Source organism: Arthrobacter psychrochitiniphilus (assembly GCF_003185915.1).
Taxonomy (GTDB): domain Bacteria; phylum Actinomycetota; class Actinomycetes; order Actinomycetales; family Micrococcaceae; genus Specibacter; species Specibacter psychrochitiniphilus.
Window position 1 is genome coordinate 111,221 of sequence record NZ_QHLZ01000006.1, and the last position, 16,128, is coordinate 127,348.

Genomic DNA, 16,128 nt, shown 5'->3' on the forward strand with positions numbered 1-16,128 from the left:
ATTAGCGTATTCTTGATCTTCGGTGCTTACGCCAACACCTAGGGCAACCACTCCATGGCAGAACTCCATTGAGGTCCACGGCGTTGAGGCACATAGTATGCATACCGTGTCTGTTCAATCTTGAACTGCGGCGCATACGGTTAGCATGGTCAATTATGATTCATGTTGGCATAAAAACTTTGTAATAACGTCGAGAGAAGTGAGTTCCCCAGTGGTGTACGCGATTGTCCGCGCAGGCGGCCGTCAAGAAAAGGTTTCCGTAGGAGACCACGTGACCATGAACCGCGTCCCCGGTGGAGTCGGTAGCACATTTGAGCTGCCCGCTTTGCTCTTGGTTGATGGTGACAAGCTCACCACAGCCGCGAAGGACCTGGCTAATGTGAAGGTTACGGCTGAGAAGTTGGAGGATCTTCGTGGACCGAAGATCGTCATCCAGAAGTTCAAGAACAAGACCGGCTACAAGAAGCGTCAGGGTCACCGTCAGGAACTGTCCAAGGTCAAGATCACCTCAATCGCTTAATAAGCGCACTGAGCGTTAGATCCACTTAGATACTTTTAGTAAAAAGGCAGGCATTTTCAAATGGCACATAAAAAGGGTGCGAGTTCCACTCGCAACGGTCGTGACTCCAACGCTCAGTACCTGGGCGTAAAGCGCTTCGGCGGTCAGGTTGTCAAGGCTGGCGAAATCATCGTTCGCCAGCGCGGCACTCACTTCCACCCCGGCGTTAGCGTCGGCCGTGGCAAGGACGACACGCTGTTCGCATTGGACGCAGGCGCAGTCGAGTTCGGCACACGTCGTGGACGTCGTGTTGTAAACATCGTTGCAGCTACGGTCTAATACCAAAGCTTTTCCAGTGGAGCGGGCCGCATGGCTCGCTCCACTGGCTTTTAACACAGGCAGTTTTAACATCAGATTTTATTACCATCAGCAGCGCCAACCGATATCGGTGTGCAGCTGTGCAGCGGACTAGAATTAGTACGCAGTAGCACGTTCTATTCAAGGAGATTTCAGTGGCCAGCTTTGTTGACCGGGTTGTTCTGCACGTATCCGGCGGGACTGGCGGCCATGGCTGCGTCTCAGTTCACAGCGAAAAATTCAAGCCGTTGGGCGGGCCCGACGGCGGCAAGGGCGGCGACGGTGGCAGCGTCACCTTCCGCGTCAGTGACCAAACCACCACCTTGCTTGACTTCCACCACGCACCCCACCGCCGCGGCGGCAACGGCCAGCCCGGCATGGGTGACTGGCGGGACGGCAAGGACGGGGCATCCCTGATCCTAGAAGTACCCGATGGCACCGTTATCAAGGACCGAGACGGCAATGTTTTGGCCGATCTGGTGGGCATCGGTACCGAATATATTGCTGCCGCCGGTGGCCAAGGCGGACTTGGCAACAATGCTCTGTCCTCACTCAAGCGCAAGGCTCCGGGCTTCGCGCTGTTGGGTATTGCGGGCTCAGAGGCTGACATTGTCCTTGAGTTGAAGTCCATCGCTGACATTGCCCTGGTGGGCTTCCCATCCGCCGGTAAGTCCAGCCTCATCGCTGCCATGTCTGCGGCCCGGCCCAAAATTGCTGACTACCCCTTCACCACGTTGATCCCCAACTTGGGTGTGGTCCAAGCCGGTGACGTACGTTTCACCATGGCTGATGTGCCCGGCCTCATTGAAGGTGCCAGCGAAGGCAAGGGCCTGGGCCACAACTTCTTGCGTCACGTAGAACGCTGTGCCGCCATTGTGCATGTCTTGGACTGTGCCGCCCTTGAAGCTGACCGCGACCCCATCAGTGACCTCGCCATCATCGAGCGCGAACTTGACCGGTACGACGTTGACATGAGTTTCGCAGGAGCCGACGGTGACGTGGTGCCTTTGAACGCCCGCCCCCGCCTGATCGCCCTGAACAAGGTTGATTCTCCTGATGGCCGTGACATGGCTGGTTTTGTCCGTGCCGACCTGGAATCACGCGGCTACCGCGTCTTCGAAGTCTCCGCCGCAAGCCACGAAGGTTTGAAGGCACTCGGCTTTGCCATGGCTGAAATTGTCATGGCGGCGCGCAAGGCCCAAGCGGACATGGCCGTTAAGGTTGCGCCCGTTGTGCTGCGCCCCCGTGCAGTCAATGAATCGTCCTTCACCATCCATCGTGAAGAGCGCAATATGCTTCCGCTATTCCGTGTTCGCGGGGAAAAGCCCGAGCGTTGGGTTGAGCAGACTGACTTCCAGAACGAGGAAGCCATTGGCTACTTAGCAGACCGGCTGGCGAAGGCCGGAGTCGAGAAGGAACTCTTCCGCATCGGTGCCACACCTGGGGATACCGTGGTCATTGGCGGGGACAACGGCATGATCTTCGACTGGGAACCAACCATGATGGGTGGCGCCGAGCACCTGGCCGCACCCCGTGGCACCGACCTGCGCCTACTTGATTTGGGTGATCGCCCCACACGTTCTCAGAAGCGCCAAGAACAGCAGGATCGCCGCGACGCAAAGTCCGCTGCACGCGCCGAAATGGCTGCCGAGCGTGAGGCCGGTATCTGGACCGAGCTCAGTGATGACCGCACCACCAGCAAGGCGCACAGCATCGCCGCGGATCTTGCTGCCGAAGGCTCATCCGAGCACACAGGTGCAGCTCAGGACTAATGGCAATGACGGGGCAGGATCAGGCGGGTTCAGGCACATCGCGTAGCCATATAGCGACTGCGGCGCGAATCGTGGTGAAGGTAGGCTCGTCGTCGTTGACGTCAGTAGCCGGTGGTATTTCCGAGGAGGCGCTACGGGCGCTGGTAGCTGTTGTGGCGCAGCGTCAGCGCGCCGGCACAGAGGTCATCTTGGTCTCCTCCGGAGCCATCTCCGCCGGCCTGCTCCCACTGGGCCTGTCCAAGCGACCCAAGGATCTTGCCACTCAGCAGGCAGCTGCCAGTGTGGGGCAGGGCCTTTTGATGGCGCACTACAACCAGGCGTTCGCCTCTCACGGGGTGACAGCCTCCCAGGTCCTGTTGACCGCTGAGGACCTCACGCGCCGTCACCAATATGTCAATGCTCACCGGGCCCTGGAGCGTCTGCTGCATCTGGGCGTGGTCCCTATTGTCAATGAAAATGACACCGTGGCCACCCATGAAATCCGGTTTGGTGACAATGACAGGTTGGCTGCTCTGGTGGCCCATCTTGTCAAGGCTGATGCGCTGGTCCTGCTCTCCGACGTCGATTCCCTCTACGACGGTCCGCCCGCGGAAGGTGCCACGCGCATCAGCAATGTGGACTCACCCGAGGACCTCGAAGGCATTGTGATAGGCAGTTCGGGCAAGGCCGGGATTGGTACAGGCGGTATGGCCACCAAGGTTCAGGCTGCCCTGATTGCCGCCGAAACAGGCATCCCGGCACTCGTCACCTCCACGGAGCAGGCAGCGCAGGCTCTGGCTGGTGAAGACGTGGGCACCTGGTTTGGGATCAACGGAAATAAGCGCCCCGTCCGCATGCTCTGGCTGGCGCATTTGGCCGATATTCGTGGTCGGTTGGTATTGGACGACGGCGCCGTGCGGGCCGTGGGGGAGCGGCACAAATCGCTGCTGCCCGCCGGTATCACAGCCGTCACCGGTGATTTTGACCCTGGCGATGCGGTGGAAATTTGTGATTCCGCAGGAAAAGTTTTTGCCCGGGGATTAGTCAATTACAGGTACTCGGATCTACCCCAAATGTTGGGCCGCTCAACCAAGGCGTTGGCCAAGGAACTGGGCCGCGAATTTGAACGTGAGGTTATCCACGTCGATGACCTGGTGCTCCTGAACCCCTAAGTAGATTGCCCGGTAGTTTACAGGGGTGGCACAGCCGGGACGCTCTGAGGGATACGCCACAGCATCTCATTCGCAGGTACCTTAGACTTGGTGACATGACCGAGCAGATTGTAGAACTAGATATTGCCGCCGAAGTTCGGGCGATCACCGACCGCGCCCGCCGGGCAGCCCGCCGCATGGCCGGGGCCAACCGTGCATGGAAAGACAAGGGCTTGCGAGCCATTGCCAAGGCACTCCTGGAGAATCAGGACACCATCCTGAGCGCCAACGCAAAAGATGTGGCCAATGGCGCTCAGAACGGCACCTCCGTGCCCATGCTGGATCGGCTTACCCTCACCAAGCCACGCATCAAAGGACTCGCAGATGCACTTGAGAACCTTGCAACCCTGCCGGATCCTGTAGGGAATGTGGTGCGTGGTCAGACACTTCCCAACGGTCTGCGCATGCGTCAGATCAACGTACCAATGGGCGTTGTGGCCGCCATTTACGAGGCCCGCCCCAACGTGACAGTTGATATTGCCGGCTTGGCGCTCAAGAGCGGCAACGCCGTCATCCTGCGTGGCGGCACTGCCGCAGCGAACACCAACAAGGCGCTCCTGAGTATCCTCCGTGATGCCCTCGATTCCGTTGGCCTGCCTTCGGACGCAGTCCAGTCAGTTGATCAATTTGGCCGCGAAGGCGCCAACCTGATTATGAAGGCCCGCGGTGCCGTGGACGTCCTTATTCCCCGTGGTGGACGCGAACTGATCCAAACCATCGTGAACAACGCCTCCGTCCCTGTCATTGAGACTGGTGAAGGCAATGTGCACATCTTCATTGACGCCAGCGCCAAAGAAGAGATGAGCGTAGATATTTTGCTCAATGCCAAAACCCAGCGTCCCAGCGTGTGCAACACCGTAGAAACACTCCTGGTGCACAAGGATGCCAAAGTACTTGGCCCCGTCCTCTCCGCCTTGGCCAAGGCAGGGGTTCGGCTCCATGTTGACGAGCAGGTGCAGGCGGTGCTGCCCGCAGGGCTCACAGCGGATCTTGCCACTGACCAGGACTGGGCCACTGAATACATGGACCTGGACCTGGCAGTGAAAATGGTTGACTCGATGGATGAGGCGATCAAGCATATTCGCAGATGGAGTACCGGTCACACAGAAGCCATCCTGACCAACGACCTATCCAACGCCGAAAAATTTGTGGCTGAGATAGATTCCGCGGCCGTCATTGTCAATGCCAGCACCCGGTTCACGGACGGTGGAGAACTGGGGTTAGGGGCTGAAGTTGGCATTTCGACCCAAAAGCTGCACGCTCGCGGGCCCATGGGACTGACCGAGCTGACTACCACCAAGTGGATTGTTCAGGGCGAAGGTCAGATCCGGGGCTAATCCCCAGGCCCTCCCACTACTCGCAGGCTCGCGGCGGGTCCCTCGGGCCTGGGGGCCCAGTGCGTTAGGTGTGCTTCCACTACTCGCAAGCTCGCGGCGGGTCCCTCGGGCCTGGGGGCCCAGTGTGGAAATTAGCCACGTGTGGCCCACACGGCGCGGCCGGTGTCCCTGAGCATGCCGATTGCACGTACCATTAGAAGGAATACAAGCAACAATTGGCCTTGGTGCGGTGACATAACCGCCAGGCCACGTACCCAAGGGGAGAAATAATGCTGACCCAGCTTGCCGGCGTCGTACTGGCTGCCGCAGAAGAACACGATCTTGCGCCGCTGATTGCGCCGCCGTATGTGATTGGCGGTACTATGCTTGCTGCCCTGCTGCTGCTGATGTTTGTTACGGTCTCTTTCATGAACTTGGGCAACCGCCACAGTGTTGTTGAAGCAACTGAAGACCCGCACCGCCAGCACACCAACAAGCACCTGCACAACGATGGCCAGGCGTCTTCCCATCACTGAGGGAACCCCCCGGGTATCTTGCGCTAAAGGTACCCGGGACCGTCTCCGGGTTGGAGTCATGGGTGGCACGTTCGATCCGATCCACCATGGACACCTTGTTGCAGCCAGTGAAGTTGCGAGCGTCTTCAAGCTAGACGAAGTCATCTTTGTGCCCACCGGCCAGCCATGGCAAAAGTCAAAAGGCCAAGTCAGCGCCGCTGAACACCGCTACTTGATGACTGTCATTGCAACGGCTGCGAATCCGCAATTCACCGTGAGCCGTGTGGATATTGACAGACCAGGGCTCACATACACCATTGACACATTGCGTGATTTGCGCAGGATGCGTCCTGAAGCGGACTTGTTCTTCATCACAGGTGCCGATGCCATGGCACAGATCATGTCATGGAAAGACAATGAAGAACTATGGGATTTGGCCCACTTTGTGGGTGTCACCCGGCCAGGGCATGTGCTCGATGACAGAGGGCGAACCGATGTAAGTTTGCTGGAAGTGCCTGCTATGGCAATATCTTCTAGCGACTGCCGCCAGCGAGTGGCAGAGCACAATCCCGTTTGGTACTTGGTTCCGGACGGTGTGGTGCAATATATTGCCAAGTACGGGCTGTACGTGCAACCCGTAACAGATGCCGGAGCAGGCATAGTGCCGGTGACTAAAGAGAACCGAATGAGTAAGTGATGAGCAAGGAAACAGAGCCGATTCGTAGTCGCAGAGAAATGCGCGAGCAATCTGCACACAGAACGGGTGCCCCGGAAGTCTCCGCGGTGCCTGAGATCATGGCGCCTGTTTCGCCTGCTAACCGGGCTCACGGGGCAACAGAAGTACCAACAGGCACCGCCGACGCCGGCAAGGAAGTCAGCGCCGCGGAGGCACCGTTACCTCGGGAACGTCAATCACAGACTCGGGCACGCGACAGGGCTGCCTTGCGTGCCTACAAGGACCTTGTCGATCCGGGCGAACTGAGCCCGCTGCCATCACGAAAGACGCTTCGTCAGGCTCAGCTTGATGCAGAACGGGCACCCATCACGGCAGTGAACCCTGTCATCTCTGTCACCTCACGGGCGGGGAAGGCGGGTGCTTCGCCTCAGACGAGTCAGAGCCCGGCTGTGGCGTTAACGGATACCCACTCTTCCCACACCACCAGCGAGGCCTCGACGGACAGCACCCGCGATGTCCCCGCGGACGCCACTGAGCAGTCTGTCTCTGCTGGTACCCCTACGCCTGCTGGAAGTGCGGTTCCGGGCCTAACGCCTGTGCCGCGTACCAGGGCAGGGCGCCGTGCAGCCCCTGCTACCAGCCGGAGGCAAACCGGGACCAGTACCGCCTCCGCAGGTACTGATGATAAAAAGCTGCCCGGCGCATCGGCGCCTGAGGCTGTGACACCACTGGACGTGCCGCCGGCCGCCGTGAAAATGCCAAGCCCACCGACAGCTTTGCCTAGCAGTGCCGCCCTGTTCACCGTGGATCAGGCTGGCGCAGACCAAGCTAACGCGTCCATCTGCGCTGATGGCGAGGGTGCGCCAAGCCCGCAGACTGCCGCAACACCTGACGCCGCCGCTGCCGCGGAAGTTCAGGCGCAGACACCGCTTGAGAGTGAACTTGAGCGTAATTCTCCTCCCATGCCCGGACTTGTTCCCGGTGGGAGCTATTATCCGATCTCGGCGGGGCCGCCAGTTGCTCCCAGCACTGAAGAACTTCAAGTGCTGGCAGCCAAGCGGGCTGAATCGGAAAGGGCCGCTATTTTGGCCCAGCGCGCACAGGCCCGTGAACGGCTGGTTCAGGAAAATGCCAAGAATCGGCGTCCGCCGGCTGACCCCACGGCCACGAATAACTTGGCCATGGTTACGCCCATGGAGTTTATTGACGTGCCCGGGATGGACCAGCGCGTTATGCGTCCGCCGGCCACTACCCATGTGCCAATTGTCACACGTTCCACTCCGCGGCAGGCGCCAGCCAAGGCACGGGCAGTGGTGCAGTCCAGCCCCGAAGCGTCAGAGGAAATCCCGGAATCCGGCCCCACCGTGCCCAACGTTAGTGCTGAGAGGTTCGATGCGGCGCTGGCAGCACGTGCCGTGCACCGCCCTGGTCCGGGAAACCGCCCTTTGACGGGTGGCCGAAGTAGCACCATCAAACGTGCTGAGGCCATGGCGAACGGGGAGCATGCTGCTACTGCTACTGCTGCTGAAGGGTCAGGTCCTTATCCCTCACATGCCGCGACTGCAGCGGAGCCGGTGCAACGCTCACAAATGCCCCCCATGCCCGCAGACTACGCGCACGGGCTCGAGCCCCTGGATGCCATGACTGCCGGGCTGAGACGAACGCAACGCAACCTGCTGATTCAGTGGGGGAGTATTATTCTTGGCGGTGCGGCTCTTGTGGTCAGCGTCATCGTGATATTGACCAATACTCTTTAAACAAGATTTTTTCAACAATCAAAGGAACACCAGTGACAGCATCAGAAACGTCGATTGACTTGGCACGCGCGGCAGCGCGGGCAGCATCGGAAAAATTGGCTCAGGATGTGACAGCCATCGATGTCAGCGACCGCTTGGCTATTACGGACATCTTCTTCATCGCCTCCGCAGCAACTGAACGCCAGGTCAACGCCATTGTTGATGGCATCGAGGACGAACTGCACAAGTTTGGTCTGCGTCCGGTACGCCGCGAAGGCCGCTCAGGAGGCCGCTGGGTTCTTCTGGATTACGCCGACATTGTGGTCCATGTCCAGCATGAAGAGGACCGCGTTTTCTACGCACTCGAGCGTCTTTACGGGGAATGCCCCATCATTGACCTTCAGTTGGATGCCGCTGACCCATCAGCTGCTGCCGTAACAGAGTAGTAGGAAAAAGAATCAGCACTGTGATTGTCCCTTTGGGGGACCTTGGATGGGACGGTGGCCATTGATAGCCAACCAAACACCGGGACGTTCAGTTCTGCAGCCCGCCGGCCCTCGCCGGCGGGTCATCTTTTGGCGCCATGGCCGCACATCATGGAATGCTGCCGGACGCTTTCAGGGTCAGAGCGATATTCCTCTGGACGAGGTGGGAGCATCTCAGGCTAGCCGGGCCGCGGCACTTCTAGCCGGCAAGCTCGGTTCTGCCGTCTCCGGTGGGCATCCGGTGCAGATACTTTCCTCCGATCTCTCCCGGGCTTTCTCCACTGCCCAAGAGCTGGCATCCCTCACTGGTGGTCCTATTCAGGTGGATCCACGCCTGCGTGAAACCTTTGGTGGTGAGTGGGAGGGGAGGACTTTCGATGAGATAATTGCGAGCTTTCCCGAGCAGATCAAACAGTGGCAACGTGATGAACCCGGTGTCCGGGCCGGTGGTGGGGAAACCCGGGTTGAAGTAGCCCAACGGATGGTTGATGCCGTTCTGGAAGGTGTCTCTGTACTTCCCGACGGCGGCACTCTGGTGGTCACCACCCACGGAGGAGCCACCAGGGTAGCCATGGCTAAGCTGTTGGGTCTGCCGGAGCCGTTGTGGCGCACCTTGTCCGGGCTCTCCAATTGTCATTGGTCTGTGGTTGAAGCTGCCCATTCCGCTGATTCAGGATCGGGAGTGGGCCACTGGAGGCTACTTGAACACAATGTTGGGACGCTTCCGGAACCGTATGAATCACCCGAAGGTCTTGACCAGCCTGTAGAGGACTAGGCGCCCTGAACACGCCGATTTGGCACTACGGTAAAACGTGTTCTAGGATAGACAGGTTGCTTCAGCCAAGACCGCTAGGTCAAGGAAATCGGCAAATAAATACAGTGTTTGGGGCTGTGGCGCAGCTGGTAGCGCACCTGCATGGCATGCAGGGGGTCAGGGGTTCGAGTCCCCTCAGCTCCACCAAACACGCTGAATGAGCTAAAGAAGTTATTCAGTGGGTTTACAACTAAATATCGTTAGTTTTGGGGCTGTGGCGCAGCTGGTAGCGCACCTGCATGGCATGCAGGGGGTCAGGGGTTCGAGTCCCCTCAGCTCCACCAAAACAAGGTCCGGCCATTCGTGAGAATGGCCGGATTTTTTCTTGCCCTCCGTGTGGGGGAGTTCCTCTGCCTGGGCGTGAAGCGTTGGCAACTGAGCCGGATTACGGATTTATTCCCACGCCTCGCTGCTTGCTCGCTCTGTGCCAAAAACGGGTGCCGATTCACTCTCTGGCGGCACTGAATGCGAGAATGATCCAGTGCACGCCTCAGAACCCGATCCCACGCCTATTACCCGCAGCTACGAGGCGGTGCTGAACAGTATTGAAGCCGATCTTCGCGACGGCAAGATTAAAGTGGGCGATCAATTGCCGGGGGAGCGGGCCCTAGCGTTGAAACACGGTATTTCCCGCGCGTCCGTCCGCGATGCGATTCGTGTCTTGGACGTGATGGGAGTGGTCCGCACAGGAGTAGGCTCCGGACCGCAATCCGGTGCTGTGGTCATAGCCAATCCTCGAGCCGGACTGGCGGCAACACTTCGCCTACATATGGCAACGAGTCATTTTCCCGTTGCAGACATTGTCCAGACTCGCATCATGATGGAGACGTGGGCGGCTGTGGAAGCTGCCGGGAAGCCACGCACTGCCAGCCAAGAGGCCACCCTGCACCAACTTTTTGAAGCCATGGCAGCCCCCGGCCTGGACCGGGAGGAATTCCATGTCTTGGATGCCGCCTTCCACGTGCTGCTCAGCTCACTGGCAGGAAACGCGGTTGTCACGGCCATGATGGAATCCCTGCGCTTGGCCATCCAGGGCTATGTCAGCGAGGCCATTGACAGTGAAGCCAAGTGGGACTCCATGGTCCCATCCTTGCGTACCCAGCACGGTGAGATCCTTGCCGCAGTGCTAGCCAACGACGGCGTCCGGGCAGCCAAAGAACTCAAGAACCACATCGAATGGTTCCATGCACAAACCCACCCGCTCCAATAGCTCCACTGAGCATTGAGGAACTAAGGACAAGAAAGGTGAGAACCATGACGACGGACACAATGCGCTGCCCCTGCCACAGTGGGGAACTGTTGCTCAATTGCTGCGGGCGCTACCTAGACAGCGCCAACACTGTGGCCCGGACGTTCCCGCCCACAGCAGAGGCGCTGATGCGCTCACGCTTCAGCGCCTTCGCCCTGGGCGATGCCGGCTACCTGCTGCGAACCTGGCACAGTGACACTCGCCCTGAGACTTTGGAATTGGACCCCGACCAGAAGTGGTATCTATTGGAAATCCTCGGAACTGAACGCGGCGGTCCCTTTGAGCGTGAGGGCGTGGTGACTTTCCGCGCACACTACCGCTCAGCGGCGAACCGTAAACTGCGGGACTCCTTCACGGAAACCAGTAGCTTTACCAAAGTTGGCAGCCAGTGGCTGTATGTCCAGGCCTTGGAGCTTCAGTAGTCTTCCTCTTCTTCGGCCGGACCCGGTTCCGTCTTATCCTGGTCAATGCGTGGCTTACCACTAGCAGCTGCCTCCTGATCCGCCAGTGCGCGGCGGGCATGCAGGATATCGCCAATGAACCAGTCGTAGAGCAGCACGCCTATGATGCCGCCAATGAGCGGACCTACAATAGGCACCCAGAAGTACCAACTGAATGCGCCAGGAACCCCCGTGATGGTGCCCGGCAAGGCAACATCACCCCAGCCTGCTAGCCACGCAAACACGCGAGGACCAAAGTCACGGGCGGGATTGATGGCGTAACCGGCGTTGGCACCGAAGGACATCCCAATGGCCGCCACAGCGAAGCCGATCATCAGCGGTCCCAGATTGGCCTTAACAGCTGTGTTGCGCAAATCGATGATGGCCACAATGAAGATCACCAAAAATGCAGTACCAACAATCTGGTCAATCAGCGGGATGGTCAAATTGCCCTTGAAATACGGCGCAGGGAAGGTGGCGAAAATGGAGAACGTGGCTAAGCCGCCGGCTTGATCCCGTTGTGTTTTGGATGCGGCGTTGAAGGCGTCAATGGCGTTGAAATAGACTACGTAGAGCAGCGCCGCAGCCGCAAAAGCTCCCACAACCTGAGCCACCACGTAGGGAATAACCTTGTTCCATGGGAACTTTCTCCGGACGGCGAACGCCAACGTCACTGCGGGGTTCAGGTGTGCCCCGCTAACGCCACCGGCCACATAGACGCCTAACGCTACCGCCAACGCCCATCCCCACGTGATCAGTAGCCAGTCCCCGGCAGCCATGAAAATTGTTGTGTCAGTCGCGGCGCGGCCACTGCCAGGTAGCGCAGCTACGGCCATGGCTACAACACCGTCACCAAAACAAATCAGGACAAAGGTGCCGAGGAATTCAGCCAGGACCTCTCCCCACACACCTCCAACACGTTTGAGTCCGCTGCCATCACGGACGGTTCTGCGAAGTGGCGTAATTTGACTCATAATAATCATCCTTCGAGTCGTCGATGACGGCGACGTATCTGTGACTTAGGTGATTGCCTCAAGTATATATCCTGTGTGATTTTGGGCACCAAGGCAGGGGAAGAAACTTGGGCTGAAAATGCGGCGCGGTAGAGTTGGTCGGTGGAGGAAAACAGTGAACTTGAGGGCATGGTCTTTGATTTTGGGCACTTGCGGAGGTTCCCGGACATAGAGGCAGAGAACCTCTTCGCCCATGACGCCACAGACGATCTGATCCTCCAGCAGGCCTATGCCGCGCTGGAGACCTCCGCCCCCGGATCCGTCACCGTGTTGGGGGACCGGTATGGAGCGCTGACCCTTGCCTCTGCAACGGTTCATGATCTGTCCGGACTGCGCGTGAGCCAGGATGGTATTTCAGGGGAATATGCGTTGGCATTCAACGCAGACCGCAGCGGACACGCCGATGTGTACACGTCCATGGCGTTGGGGCCGGAGCTCTTTACCGAGGCAGAGGTTGTGTTGTGGCAATTGCCGCGCAGCCTCGACGAACTGGCAGAAGTGGCGGCCCTTATCAGCACCTACGCCTCGCCAACCGTGCAAGTTTTTGCTGGCGGCCGCATCAAGCACATGACCCTGGCCATGAATACAGTGCTGGCAGAATACTTTAGCTCAGTTGTTCCAGGGCGGGCCTGGCGAAAATCCCGCCCACTGCACCTCAGCGGCCCACGCAAGGAGGCAACGGCGCTGAGCTTTCCAAAAAAGGAGTTCCATGCGGAGCAAGGGCTCTGGATCTGCGCCCACGGGGCTACGTTTGGTGGCACAAAAATTGATGTCGGCACACGCTTCCTCCTCGACTATGTTCCCCAGATGCGCCCGGATGCGAGCCTGGCCATTGATTTGGGCTGTGGCAATGGCACCATTTCAGCGGCCCTGGCCAAGGCCCGTCCGGAGCTGAAGGTCATTGGCACGGATCAGTCTGCTGCGGCGGTGGCCTCAACAACAGCCACAGCGCTGGCCAACGCTCTGGCCGATCAAATTGAGGTGGTCCGTGATGATGCGCTGGCCGGGTTCGCCTCTGGCTCAGCGGAGTTGATAGTCCTGAACCCGCCCTTCCACGTGGGGGCCACCGTGCATGCCGGAATTGCACATAAATTGTTCGCAGCCACAGCACGTGTACTGGCGCCTGGGGGAGAGCTGTGGTGCGTTTATAACCGCCATCTGGACTACAAGGGTGCCTTGGCGAAAGCGGTGGGAACCACGCGCGTAGTAGCTCGTAACAGCAAATTTACTCTCACAGTTTCCACCAAGGCGGCATCCGGTACGGCCGAAGGCTCTAGTTCTTAACCTGAAGTTTCGCGCGCCCGCCGTGGCGTTCACGAGTCGCCACCTCCGCCGGGGTAATCTGGCAGCTGGGGAATGGGGCCGGCTTCATCCACGAGGCCGGCAATCAGCAGCTAATGATTTGTCAAGGAGATAATGTTGGGACTTCCCAATATGGTTGTGCCCCAGCGCCGCCGCGGCACAAACCTTCCTAAGATGGGGGATTTCAACCAGGCAGTGATCCTGGACTCCATTCGACGTTCCGCGGAAGGCCTTAGCCGGGTTGAACTGGCGGCTTCGGCCGGGTTGGCGGCACAGACAGTATCTAATATTTGCCGGCGCCTTCTGGATTCAGAGCTCATTGTGGAAGCCGGCAAGGAGACCTCTGGCCCGGGGAAGCCGCGCACCATTTTGCGGTTGAACCCCAAAGGCATGTACGCGATCGGGCTTCACATTGATCCGGCGACCACCAACTATGTGTTGTTGGACGCGGTAGGGACCGTGCTGGTCTCGGTGGATGAAGTCACTGATCTTGCCAGCCCGCCGGCACAGGCCGTTGCCGCCATGGGTTCTCAGATTCGCCGCATCATTGCCGAATCCGGTATTCCCGAGCACCGTATTGCCGGTGTGGGTGTTGCTACGCCGGGCCCTGTTGATGCGGGCAGTGGAACAGTGGTTGACCCGCCCCATATGACGGGCTGGAATAGGGTCCCTCTGCGAGACATCTTGCAGGGCTCAACCGGGTTGCCCGTGGTGATGGACAAAGACGTCACGGCCTCGGCAGTGGCCGAGCTGTGGGCCGGGGCCGAGAATAACGCCACGGATTTTGTGTTTGTGTACATTGGCACGGGTATAGGTGCCGGCTTGGTGCTCAATGATCAGGTGGTGAGGGGTTCCTCAGGTAACGTGGGAGAGATTGGGCATATCATTGCGGACCCCGACGGCCCGCCGTGTGATTGTGGGCGGCGCGGCTGCGTGAAGGTCACCTGCATGCCCGAAACCTTGGTAGCTCAAGCCCGTGCTGTTGGTGTTCTTCCCGCTGCGCCCGAGGGCGTGGAACCGTCACTTCCTGCGGACCTGGCGGCTCTTGCGGAGGCCGCTGCCCAGGGAAACAGGAAAGCCAAAGAGGTGTTGGCGCAATCTGCACGGCGTCTTGCTGGCGCTGTTTCGGTCCTGACCAACCTGCTCGATGTGGACAAGGTGGTGTTCGGCGGTCCCTTCTGGCCGGCTCTGGCAACCACCTATCTGGAGCTGATTCCGGAGCTTCTGAGGCAGCTAAGCGTCACCAGTTGTGTGCACTCGGTGGAAGTCACCGGCACCGTGGTGAACTCGGGTGAGGAAGCGTTTGGGGCGGCCTGCCTGGTCATGGAAAAAACGTTCAGCTCCAATGCCGCACAGTTGTTGCTGGACGCGAAGTTCTGATCAGTCCGGTCCCTCAATAATCTCGCCAAAGGGAATGGCAGGATCGGTGTGGGCCTGAAGGGCATGCGGGGTCACAACCACCCGCACCCCGTGGGTTTTCTCGGCCACTGACTGCTGCAGTACCGGGCGGACTGTGGCAATGAAGTTCTCATCCTTGCCTTGTAGGTACTCCTCATAGACAGCTGGCAACTGGTTCATGGGTTCACTCTAGTCCGCGCCGTGCACTCTGGACAGTGGGCATGGGAAGTTCTCCCCATTGTGGGAAAGCCACTAAATGTATGAACTTGTCTATAAGATCCACCCCGAAATTGTGTCCGAAATTGTGTCAGAAATTGTTTCAACGAAAGGCCCCCTTGACAGTGTTATCCACCAGCGTGAACCCGTCCCTCGATCAGGCGGAGCTGGCGCATGCGCAGCAGGTTCTGAACAAGATCTCCCGCAGCTTTGAACACAAGGTGGTGGGACAAACCCGGTTACGGGAAACCCTGCTGATCTCCCTGATGACCGGGGGCCACGTCCTGTTGGAATCCGTTCCGGGCTTGGCGAAGACCACGGCCGCACAGACCCTGGCAGAATCAGTCAGCGCACTGTTCCACCGGATCCAGTGCACCCCGGATCTTTTGCCCAGTGACATTGTTGGCACCCAGATTTACGACGCCGCCCAAGGCACCTTCGCCACGCAGCTGGGTCCCGTGCACGCCAACATTGTGCTGCTGGATGAGATCAACCGCTCCAGTGCCAAGACACAATCTGCCATGCTCGAAGCCATGCAGGAACGTCAAACCACCATTGCCGGCCAGGTACACCCGCTGCCACACCCGTTCATGGTCCTGGCCACCCAGAACCCCATTGAGCAGGAAGGCACCTACCAGCTCCCCGAAGCCCAGATGGACCGCTTCATGCTCAAGGATGTTCTGGATTATCCCAGCCCCGTGGAGGAAGCCGAAGTCATTCGGCGTATTGATTCCGGGGTGTTCCTAGCCGGGGCGGCGCCAGCTCCCGTGGCAGGGCTGGCAGATATCGTTGCCCTGCAGGACGCCGTCAAAAAGGTTTATCTGGACCCTGCTCTTATCAATTACATTGTGGGGCTGGTCTATGTAACCCGCCATGCCGGAGCGTACATTGACCCTGCGCTGGCCAAGCTTATTGAGTTTGGTGCCAGCCCCCGCGCCAGCATCGCCTTCACCCAGGCATCGCGTGCTTTAGCCCTGCTGCAAGGACGGGACCACGTGATCCCCGAAGACATCAAGGCACTGGCGGAACGTGTTTTGCGGCACCGGATCATTCTGGGCTTTGAAGCCGTGGCGGAAAATATTCCGGTGGAAACCTTGATTGCCGCCATCCTTGACTCAGTTCAAACACCGTAGCCTGCCGTGAGTAGCCT

The 16,128-nt window shown here is 59.0% G+C and carries 17 protein-coding genes and 2 tRNA genes; 17 read left to right on the forward strand and 2 right to left on the reverse strand.

Annotated elements, in window-relative coordinates:
* The first annotated feature begins 211 nt into the window (after nt 1-211).
* The 14 genes from rplU to CVS29_RS10885 all read left to right on the forward strand — a co-directional run bounded on the left by rplU (nt 212) and on the right by CVS29_RS10885 (nt 11,031).
* Nucleotides 212-520: a 50S ribosomal protein L21 gene (gene rplU / locus CVS29_RS10820; RefSeq protein WP_110106340.1), complete on the forward strand. Its 309-nt coding sequence runs from the start codon at nt 212-214 to the stop codon at nt 518-520.
* Between the two features lie 60 nt (nt 521-580).
* Nucleotides 581-838, forward strand: a complete 258-nt coding sequence (gene rpmA / locus CVS29_RS10825) for a 50S ribosomal protein L27 (protein WP_044573643.1) — start codon at nt 581-583, stop codon at nt 836-838.
* A gap of 173 nt (nt 839-1,011) precedes the next feature.
* Nucleotides 1,012-2,628: a GTPase ObgE gene (obgE, locus tag CVS29_RS10830; protein WP_110106341.1), complete on the forward strand. Its 1,617-nt coding sequence runs from the start codon at nt 1,012-1,014 to the stop codon at nt 2,626-2,628.
* Nucleotides 2,629-2,633: 5 nt separating this feature from the next.
* Nucleotides 2,634-3,779, forward strand: a complete 1,146-nt coding sequence (gene proB / locus CVS29_RS10835; protein ID WP_110106502.1) for a glutamate 5-kinase — start codon at nt 2,634-2,636, stop codon at nt 3,777-3,779.
* A 95-nt stretch (nt 3,780-3,874) separates the two neighbouring features.
* Nucleotides 3,875-5,155, forward strand: a complete 1,281-nt coding sequence (locus tag CVS29_RS10840) for a glutamate-5-semialdehyde dehydrogenase (RefSeq protein WP_110106342.1) — start codon at nt 3,875-3,877, stop codon at nt 5,153-5,155.
* 269 nt (nt 5,156-5,424) lie between these two features.
* A complete protein-coding gene (locus tag CVS29_RS10845) occupies nt 5,425-5,670 on the forward strand; it encodes a hypothetical protein (RefSeq protein ID WP_110106343.1) in 246 nt (81 codons plus the stop codon).
* A complete protein-coding gene (gene nadD, locus CVS29_RS10850; protein ID WP_110106344.1) occupies nt 5,645-6,346 on the forward strand; it encodes a nicotinate-nucleotide adenylyltransferase in 702 nt (233 codons plus the stop codon). Before CVS29_RS10845 ends, nadD begins: the two co-directional genes overlap by 26 nt.
* Nucleotides 6,346-8,082, forward strand: a complete 1,737-nt coding sequence (locus CVS29_RS10855; protein ID WP_146213040.1) for a hypothetical protein — start codon at nt 6,346-6,348, stop codon at nt 8,080-8,082. Before nadD ends, CVS29_RS10855 begins: the two co-directional genes overlap by 1 nt.
* A 32-nt stretch (nt 8,083-8,114) precedes the next feature.
* Nucleotides 8,115-8,507, forward strand: a complete 393-nt coding sequence (gene rsfS, locus CVS29_RS10860; RefSeq protein ID WP_110106346.1) for a ribosome silencing factor — start codon at nt 8,115-8,117, stop codon at nt 8,505-8,507.
* 46 nt (nt 8,508-8,553) lie between these two features.
* Nucleotides 8,554-9,321 (forward strand): histidine phosphatase family protein, encoded by a 768-nt coding sequence (locus tag CVS29_RS10865; protein ID WP_110106347.1) that lies wholly within the window; start codon nt 8,554-8,556, stop codon nt 9,319-9,321.
* A gap of 110 nt (nt 9,322-9,431) precedes the next feature.
* Nucleotides 9,432-9,507: transfer RNA gene (locus CVS29_RS10870), tRNA-Ala, on the forward strand.
* 61 nt (nt 9,508-9,568) lie between these two features.
* Nucleotides 9,569-9,644 (forward strand) — tRNA-Ala (locus CVS29_RS10875).
* A gap of 197 nt (nt 9,645-9,841) precedes the next feature.
* Nucleotides 9,842-10,570, forward strand: a complete 729-nt coding sequence (locus CVS29_RS10880; RefSeq protein WP_110106348.1) for a FadR/GntR family transcriptional regulator — start codon at nt 9,842-9,844, stop codon at nt 10,568-10,570.
* A gap of 44 nt (nt 10,571-10,614) precedes the next feature.
* Nucleotides 10,615-11,031, forward strand: coding sequence for a YchJ family protein (locus tag CVS29_RS10885; RefSeq protein WP_170120958.1), 417 nt, complete (start codon nt 10,615-10,617; stop codon nt 11,029-11,031).
* On the opposite strand, the gene CVS29_RS10890 is transcribed toward CVS29_RS10885, so the two are convergent.
* Complete coding sequence (locus CVS29_RS10890; RefSeq protein ID WP_110106350.1) at nt 11,025-12,023, reverse strand: MIP/aquaporin family protein; 999 nt, start codon at nt 12,021-12,023, stop codon at nt 11,025-11,027. The two genes, CVS29_RS10885 and CVS29_RS10890, sit on opposite strands and share 7 nt — an antisense overlap.
* Nucleotides 12,024-12,164: 141 nt before the next feature.
* Here CVS29_RS10890 and CVS29_RS10895 point away from each other — a divergent pair, with 141 nt between their 5' ends.
* Both CVS29_RS10895 and CVS29_RS10900 read left to right on the forward strand, forming a co-directional pair.
* The gene (locus tag CVS29_RS10895; RefSeq protein WP_308467742.1) at nt 12,165-13,346 is read left to right on the forward strand and encodes a class I SAM-dependent methyltransferase; all 1,182 of its coding nucleotides are present in this window, start codon (nt 12,165-12,167) and stop codon (nt 13,344-13,346) included.
* Between the two features lie 132 nt (nt 13,347-13,478).
* A complete protein-coding gene (locus CVS29_RS10900; RefSeq protein WP_245932188.1) occupies nt 13,479-14,744 on the forward strand; it encodes an ROK family transcriptional regulator in 1,266 nt (421 codons plus the stop codon).
* Here the strand turns inward: CVS29_RS10900 and CVS29_RS10905 are convergent, their stop codons facing one another.
* Nucleotides 14,745-14,942: a hypothetical protein gene (locus CVS29_RS10905; protein WP_110106351.1), complete on the reverse strand. Its 198-nt coding sequence runs from the start codon at nt 14,940-14,942 to the stop codon at nt 14,745-14,747.
* Between the two features lie 161 nt (nt 14,943-15,103).
* Between CVS29_RS10905 and CVS29_RS10910 the strand changes: the two genes are divergently transcribed.
* Nucleotides 15,104-16,111 (forward strand): AAA family ATPase, encoded by a 1,008-nt coding sequence (locus CVS29_RS10910; protein ID WP_110106352.1) that lies wholly within the window; start codon nt 15,104-15,106, stop codon nt 16,109-16,111.
* Nucleotides 16,112-16,128: the final 17 nt, after the last annotated feature.

What these genes read in the sequence shown, in the direction of transcription:
- rpmA (WP_044573643.1), top strand. Translation starts at nt 581, where the DNA reads ATGGCACATAAAAAGGGTGCGAGTTCCACTCGCAACGGTCGTGACTCC.
- proB (WP_110106502.1), top strand. Translation starts at nt 2,634, where the DNA reads ATGACGGGGCAGGATCAGGCGGGTTCAGGCACATCGCGTAGCCATATA.
- CVS29_RS10840 (WP_110106342.1), top strand. Translation starts at nt 3,875, where the DNA reads ATGACCGAGCAGATTGTAGAACTAGATATTGCCGCCGAAGTTCGGGCG.
- CVS29_RS10845 (WP_110106343.1), top strand. Translation starts at nt 5,425, where the DNA reads ATGCTGACCCAGCTTGCCGGCGTCGTACTGGCTGCCGCAGAAGAACAC.
- nadD (WP_110106344.1), top strand. Translation starts at nt 5,645, where the DNA reads ATGGCCAGGCGTCTTCCCATCACTGAGGGAACCCCCCGGGTATCTTGC.
- CVS29_RS10855 (WP_146213040.1), top strand. Translation starts at nt 6,346, where the DNA reads ATGAGCAAGGAAACAGAGCCGATTCGTAGTCGCAGAGAAATGCGCGAG.
- CVS29_RS10865 (WP_110106347.1), top strand. Translation starts at nt 8,554, where the DNA reads ATGGGACGGTGGCCATTGATAGCCAACCAAACACCGGGACGTTCAGTT.
- CVS29_RS10885 (WP_170120958.1), top strand. Translation starts at nt 10,615, where the DNA reads ATGACGACGGACACAATGCGCTGCCCCTGCCACAGTGGGGAACTGTTG.
- CVS29_RS10890 (WP_110106350.1), bottom strand. Translation starts at nt 12,023, where the DNA reads ATGAGTCAAATTACGCCACTTCGCAGAACCGTCCGTGATGGCAGCGGA.
- CVS29_RS10900 (WP_245932188.1), top strand. Translation starts at nt 13,479, where the DNA reads ATGTTGGGACTTCCCAATATGGTTGTGCCCCAGCGCCGCCGCGGCACA.
- CVS29_RS10905 (WP_110106351.1), bottom strand. Translation starts at nt 14,942, where the DNA reads ATGAACCAGTTGCCAGCTGTCTATGAGGAGTACCTACAAGGCAAGGAT.